Source organism: Odoribacter sp. Z80, assembly GCF_009935865.1.
GTDB lineage: Bacteria > Bacteroidota > Bacteroidia > Bacteroidales > Marinifilaceae > Odoribacter.
In genome coordinates, this window is sequence record NZ_QWEL01000037.1 from 1 (window position 1) to 568 (window position 568).

The window sequence follows — 568 nt, forward strand, 5'->3', positions numbered from 1 at the left end:
CATAGCTCGCAGTGAAGCACAATTTGGATCCTAAGAATATTTGCAACTCTGGTGAAGGTATGACAAATGTATGATTATTATAATGCGCTGTATTGATAACACCAATAGAGATGACTTGAGGTTTGAAGGCATAATTAATGGGTAATATACTCCTAAACATAACCACTAGGACTCACTTGCAATCCACAAACATGGACTTTGTTATTTTTCATCTGTGTGTACAATACTGAATGCAATTGTTTTAATATAATGCACTTTATTGATAACGCCAAGAGAGATGATTCAATGTTAGAAGACAATATTAAAGGGTAAAGTACCGATTTCATTACAATACCGGAAGTAGGCCGGAAGTGGTCATATCCCCGGCTATTGGTCGACGCCATCTTGCTTCTCCGTCCTTTTTCTCCTGGCCGCTGGAGGAGCAACAGCTCCCGGCCCTGCGCCCCACAATGTAGCCGATAAATGCTGTTTATTGTCCCTGAAGAAGACCGAAACCTGGTCGAAACGTTGGATGTACAGTAAGATGATTCTCATGTTTTGTCTGACTCAAGAAAAATAAACGGCAAAG

At 40.7% G+C, this 568-nt stretch carries 1 protein-coding gene; it reads right to left on the reverse strand.

Annotation, left to right across the window (positions count from 1 at the left end; all coding sequences use genetic code 11):
• Positions 1 to 366: 366 nt before the first annotated feature.
• Positions 367 to 534, reverse strand: coding sequence for a hypothetical protein (locus D1136_RS10780; RefSeq protein ID WP_161877621.1), 168 nt, complete (start codon positions 532 to 534; stop codon positions 367 to 369).
• Positions 535 to 568: the final 34 nt, after the last annotated feature.

Bases quoted from the DNA above. Each gene is read 5' to 3' on its own strand.
- D1136_RS10780 (WP_161877621.1), bottom strand. From the start codon at position 534: ATGAGAATCATCTTACTGTACATCCAACGTTTCGACCAGGTTTCGGTC.